The following is a 5,396-nucleotide window of genomic DNA, read 5'->3' as shown; positions in this document are numbered from 1 at the left end:
CTGACGCCGGAGTAGGGTGAGGAGGAGTCCATCCCATTGTGTAACGAGTCTTGCGAGGGACGAGCAAACGAGGCACCCGCGGATAGTGTTTTATGCAGGCACAAACCGCAGTGCTACACCGTTGTTGCACCAGCGCAAGCCGGTAGGCTCTGGACCATCACCAAAGACATGACCTTGATGACCGCCGCAGTGCGCGCAGTGATATTCTGTGCGTGGCCACACCAGTTTGAAATCCAACTTGCTTAACAAATGGCCCTCAACATGCTCGAAAAAACTGGGCCAACCGGTGCCAGAGTCATACTTCATCGCGCTGGTGAAAAGTACAAGATCGCACCCAGCACAGCGGTACTCACCTTCCCCAACCTCTCCGTCCAGTGGGCTTGAAAAGGCGCGCTCAGTTCCCTCTTCGCGGAGCACGTAGAAGGCTTCATCAGTCAGGCGTTCACGCCATTCATCTTCGCTTAATTCAAGCTTTTCAAGGCCAGGGGCTGCTTTAAGGTCTAATCGCGGAAAGCCAAACGAGACGCCAGGAAGAACACCTGCCAATCCGGTTAGTCCAGCAAGCCCCAAAAAGTGACGACGCTTCATTTGCGCATTCCCCCTTAACACGTCAAGGACATAGACATAAAAACGGGACGGCGCCTTAGCACCATCCCGTTTTGACTACTTGACTGTCCAAACGTTCGATTAGTTATCCAAACATTCGACAACCTTTACCCTATCGTACATATCAGGTTAACTGCGGACCCGCCTTGATAATTGCCTCGTTAACACCTTCAAACTTCTTAAAGTTATCAACGAATTTGGTGGCAAGGTCTTGCAGGTGACGATCGTAGGCATCTTGGTCAGCCCACGTTTCGCGAGGATTGAGCAGGCTAGAGTCGACACCCGGCACCGCTACAGGCACTTGAAGGTTAAGGCCATCGATGTGCTGGGTTTCAACATCACGCAGCACGCCGGACTGAATAGCACTGATGATGGCGCGAGTAGTCGGAATAGAGAAACGTGAGCCACCTTCGCCGTAGGCACCACCTGTCCAACCGGTGTTGACGAGATAAACCTGAGCATCTTTTTTATCTACCCGCTTGATCAACAGATCGGCGTATTCACGCGCAGGGCGCGGGAAGAATGGCGCACCGAAGCAGGTAGAGAATGTAGCAGCCAAGCCTTCAGATGAACCCATTTCGGTAGAGCCCACTTTCGCAGTGTAGCCTGACAAGAAATGGTACGCGGCGGCTTCTTTGGAAAGAATCGATACGGGCGGCAATACGCCAGACATATCGCAGGTCAGGAAGACGATAGCGTTAGGCTCACCAGCCAGGTTCTCCGGTACACGCTTTTCAACGTGCTCTAGCGGATAGGCGGCACGAGAGTTCTGGGTCAGGCTATCGTCGGCATAATCCGGCTCGCGACGATCGTCAAGTACAACGTTCTCCAGTACGGTACCAAACTTAATCGCGTTCCAGATAACCGGCTCGTTCTTCTCAGAAAGGTCGATACATTTAGCGTAGCAGCCACCTTCCATGTTGAAGACGATACCGTCGCCCCACGCGTGCTCATCATCGCCAATCAGGTAGCGCGCTTGGTCAGCGGAAAGCGTGGTTTTACCCGTACCTGAAAGACCGAAGAACAGGCAGGTTTCGCCGTCTTCACCAACGTTTGCAGAACAGTGCATCGGCAGAACGTCAGCTTCTGGCAACAAGTAGTTCTGCACAGAGAACATTGCTTTCTTCATTTCACCGGCATAGCGCATACCAGCAATCAATACTTTGCGCTCGGCAAAGTTAATAATGACACAGCCATCAGAGTTGGTGCCGTCGCGGCTGGGGTCACACTCAAAGCCCGCGGCGTTTAGAATCGTCCACTCATCTTTAACTGCTGTGTTGTATGCCTGCGGGCGCACAAACATGGTGCGGCCAAACAGGTTTTGCCAAGCCGTTTCTGTGGTAACACGAACGGGCAAGTAGTGTGTGTTATCACTGCCGACATGCAGTTCGGCTACGAAGTGCTCACCGCTACCCAGATAGTCTTCTACACGTGCCCACAGCGCTGAAAATTTCTCAGCATCAAACGGGCGGTTCACGCTTCCCCAGTCGATGCTATCGCGAGTAGAGGGCTCGTCGACGATATAGCGATCTTTCGGTGAACGCCCTGTGCGCAGACCGGTGTTTACCACCAGCGCACCGTTAGCCGACAGGCGGCCTTCACCACGGGCCACGGCGCGCTCGATCAGTTCGGCGCTGCTAAGATTAACGTGGGCTTGGGGAGCGGCTTGAGTCGTGGTCATGTCGATTCCTGGGTCTCGAATTTACCGGGCGTCAACGACGCCTTGAGAAATCATCTCAGCCGCTTATTGTTTCCAATACCATGGGCTGAGTGCGCTGAAGTCCGGCGCATTATGGCAAAAAGAAAGCCCCCAGGAAACGGGGGCTTTCATCAAATATCTTGTAGTTAAACTACTACAATGACACTACATTTTGTGTTGCAGCGCAGTATATTTTCAAACAACCGTTCGGCAGGCATCCTATAGGCTTTGCTATGACTAGCGCGGTACCTATACGACTTCAATACTCATGCCATCATCTGCGACTACACAATCAATGAATCACCGGGGGTGGCGCGTCCGGATTTTCTAATAAAATTTCAATCTCTGCTGCTGTGTAGTGATATTTCGTGTGGCAAAAGTGGCATTGCGTATCGATTGCGCCTTCTTCACGCAAAATATCGCGCAGTTCCTGTTCGCCAAGCGTGTACAACGCATGACTCATTCGCTCCCGCGAGCAGGTGCAACCAAAGCGTAGTGCTTTCGGCTCGAACACTCTAACCGTCTCTTCGTGATAGAGCCGATACAGCACTTCGCGCTGCTCCAGCCCCAGCAGCTCTTCAGCCTTAATGGTTTCAGCGAGATGAACGCTGCGCTCCCAAGCATCAACATCTTGATTTTGTGAGGCATCGGGCAGGCGCTGAAGCAGCAGCCCACCTGCACGCTCGCCGTCAGCCGCGAGCCAAAGGCGTGTTGGCAACTGTTCTGATTGGCCAAAGTAGGCTTCTAGGCAGCCCCCCAAGGTAGCGTGATCAAGCGCAACAATACCTTGATATCGATGCCCTTCCCTTGGATCTAGGGTAATCACAATTTGGCCTTCACCCACCAGCTCTCGGAAACTGGCATGTTCGCTGGGCAGCACAGCGTCTTCCGCGATTCGCGCGATCGCACGCAGCTCACCACCGGGGTTGGACTCGGCCATTAAGAGTGCAAGCGAGCCTCGTCCACGCACTTCAATGCTTAAGGTGCCGTCTAGTTTTACCGTGTCCGTTAGCAAAGCGACCGCCGCCAGCAGCTCACCCAGCAATTCATTAACCGCTGGTGGATAGGCGTGACGGTCTAACACCTCATGATAGGCAGTGCTGAGCGTGACGATTTCACCACGCACGTTGGTTTGGTCAAACATAAAACGTTGGATTTGATCAGACATAAGGAAACCGCCGGAGAAGTAGAGAGAAGGCTTACCGCCATGACGAATAAATGCGTGTTTAATCGCCCTGTTGGCGCTGGAAGCGCTGGATATCACGCCGTTGTTTTTTATCAGGGCGTTTGAGTGGGTGCTGCATGGCTTCATTGATGAGACGACGAGCTTCAGCTTCTTTGGCTCGACGTTGCACGCTTTCCTCGGTTTCAGCGTAGAGCTTACGCGCTTCTGGCGCGCCGCGACGCTGGTCGGAAAGCGAAATCACTTCCACCTCAAAAATATCCCACCCTTGGGGAACGCGAATAAGCGCCCCCAGCTCGACATTTTTGCTGGTTTTGACGCGGCCACCGTCATAGTGAACTTTACCGCCTTCTATCGCTTTTTTAGCCAGGGCACGGGTTTTGAAAAACCGTGCGGCCCATAGCCACTTATCCAAGCGAACGCTGTCGCTCATTAACGCTCTCCTCGCTGCCCTGGCAGGTTATCTGGCAGCAGTTGGGCAAACCGGTCTAGGGCAATAAACTCCTGCAGTTCTTTTTCAGGCCGCTGGCTATTTGGCTGCTTAATACCCAGTAAGTGTTTAATACCAAACTCACGGGCACTTTCGAGTACGCGTGCGTTATCATCGATAAACAGCGTACGCGCTGAATCAAACGGTTCTCGCTCTTGAAGCGCAAACCAGAAAGCCTGCTCCTCTTTTGCAGCCCCCACATCTTCTGATGAGATGATGGCGTCGAGGTAGTTTTCCAACCCTGTCAGCGGTAATTTTAGCGCGAGGCTGGCACGGTCTGCGTTGGTCGCTAGAATGACACGGGGGTGGGTTTGCTTCAGCCAGGTTAAAAAGTCTAGTGCGTCACTACGCAGGCCTATCAAGTGCTGTACTTCGCGTTTCAGCGCCACGATATCCACCCCAAGTTCGCGGCTCCAGTACGCAAGGCTGTACCAGTTCAGCGTGCCCTGTTCACCGATAATGCGCGCACGCAGCGCTTCTTGGCTCGCTGCGTCTAGCTGATGAAGCTCAACATAGCGTTTTGGCAGGTGCTCTAGCCAGAAATGGCTATCGAAGTGCAGATCCAGCAGCGTGCCATCCATATCGAGTAGGACAGTATCAATCTCGCGCCAATCAATCATTGCCGCTCCAGTATGAAAGAGTAAGCATGCTATTGTAGCGTAACCCGTTTTTTGCAGCCACGGAGGCATGATGTCACTCCACGACGCTTCAACAGGCAATACCCCACATGACTACCTGAAAAAGCCGCAAATCTTGGCGCGAACCAACGTCGCCAAAAGCCGTTTATTCCAGATTGAGTCGCTTGACTTGCGCTTTTCTAATGGTGAAGAGCGCCAGTTTGAACGTTTAACCGGCGCAGACCGAGGCGCGGTAATGATTATTGCCATGCCCGATCCAGAGCATGTACTGCTTATTCGTGAATATGCGGCGGGCTTTGAAGATTATGTGCTGACGTTGCCAAAGGGGCTAGTTGATCCCGGCGAAGATATTGTCACTGCAGCCAACCGCGAGCTAATGGAAGAGTGCGGCTTTGGCGCGCATCGCATTGAACCGCTGGTGGAGTTATCGCTTGCGCCTAACTATATGCGCCACCGCATGCAGGTACTCATCGCCACCGATCTTTATCCCAAGCGCCTGCCGGGCGACGAGCCAGAGCCGTTGATTGTCGAAACCCATGCCATTGAAGAACTGCCGGCACTGCTATTACGTGACGACTTCCACGAAGCCCGCGCCATAGCCGCGCTCTATATCGCAAGGGATAAGCTACGCGAAGAGAAACGTAATAACGCAATGGATTTGTTGTAAAGCCGCGCTGCTTTTGCGGGTGCGCTGACGCTTACACCGCACTACAAAACCTAAGGACTCAATAAGTTATGTAGCGCGTATATGGACTCCTCCTCGTCTGCAAGCACAAAAGG

Annotated in this window: 6 protein-coding genes; 1 reads left to right on the top strand and 5 read right to left on the bottom strand. The window is 53.1% G+C overall.

Translation table 11 applies throughout. The features are described from left to right. Positions 1–90: 90 nt before the first annotated feature. The 5 genes from msrB to yrfG form a co-directional block, all read right to left on the bottom strand. Positions 91–588, bottom strand: coding sequence for a peptide-methionine (R)-S-oxide reductase MsrB (msrB, locus tag INT21_RS11790; RefSeq protein ID WP_193060830.1), 498 nt, complete (start codon positions 586–588; stop codon positions 91–93). Between the two features lie 142 nt (positions 589–730). Beyond that, on the bottom strand, positions 731–2,287 hold the full coding sequence (locus tag INT21_RS11785) for a phosphoenolpyruvate carboxykinase (protein WP_038486052.1): 1,557 nt from the start codon (positions 2,285–2,287) through the stop codon (positions 731–733). A 310-nt stretch (positions 2,288–2,597) separates the two neighbouring features. After that, complete coding sequence (gene hslO / locus INT21_RS11780) at positions 2,598–3,473, bottom strand: Hsp33 family molecular chaperone HslO (RefSeq protein WP_120386642.1); 876 nt, start codon at positions 3,471–3,473, stop codon at positions 2,598–2,600. A 58-nt stretch (positions 3,474–3,531) separates the two neighbouring features. Continuing rightward, positions 3,532–3,921, bottom strand: coding sequence for a ribosome-associated heat shock protein Hsp15 (hslR, locus tag INT21_RS11775; protein WP_193060829.1), 390 nt, complete (start codon positions 3,919–3,921; stop codon positions 3,532–3,534). Continuing rightward, positions 3,921–4,598, bottom strand: a complete 678-nt coding sequence (yrfG, locus tag INT21_RS11770; RefSeq protein ID WP_095604556.1) for a GMP/IMP nucleotidase — start codon at positions 4,596–4,598, stop codon at positions 3,921–3,923. The genes hslR and yrfG overlap by 1 nt, the downstream gene beginning before the upstream one ends. A gap of 70 nt (positions 4,599–4,668) precedes the next feature. Between yrfG and nudE the strand changes: the two genes are divergently transcribed. Continuing rightward, positions 4,669–5,283 carry an ADP compounds hydrolase NudE gene (gene nudE / locus INT21_RS11765; protein ID WP_193060828.1) on the top strand — a complete coding sequence of 205 codons (615 nt, stop codon included), beginning with the start codon at positions 4,669–4,671 and terminating at the stop codon, positions 5,281–5,283. The last annotated feature ends 113 nt before the right edge of the window (positions 5,284–5,396 follow it).

The organism is Halomonas sp. 3F2F (genome assembly GCF_014897805.1).
Lineage (GTDB): Bacteria > Pseudomonadota > Gammaproteobacteria > Pseudomonadales > Halomonadaceae > Vreelandella.
The sequence above is the reverse complement of the archived record's forward strand: the minus strand, read 5'-3'. Positions and strand labels throughout refer to the sequence as shown.

Bases quoted from the DNA above. Each gene is read 5' to 3' on its own strand.
- yrfG (WP_095604556.1), bottom strand. From the start codon at position 4,598: ATGATTGATTGGCGCGAGATTGATACTGTCCTACTCGATATGGATGGC.
- hslR (WP_193060829.1), bottom strand. From the start codon at position 3,921: ATGAGCGACAGCGTTCGCTTGGATAAGTGGCTATGGGCCGCACGGTTT.
- INT21_RS11785 (WP_038486052.1), bottom strand. From the start codon at position 2,287: ATGACCACGACTCAAGCCGCTCCCCAAGCCCACGTTAATCTTAGCAGC.
- hslO (WP_120386642.1), bottom strand. From the start codon at position 3,473: ATGTCTGATCAAATCCAACGTTTTATGTTTGACCAAACCAACGTGCGT.
- nudE (WP_193060828.1), top strand. From the start codon at position 4,669: ATGTCACTCCACGACGCTTCAACAGGCAATACCCCACATGACTACCTG.
- msrB (WP_193060830.1), bottom strand. From the start codon at position 588: ATGAAGCGTCGTCACTTTTTGGGGCTTGCTGGACTAACCGGATTGGCA.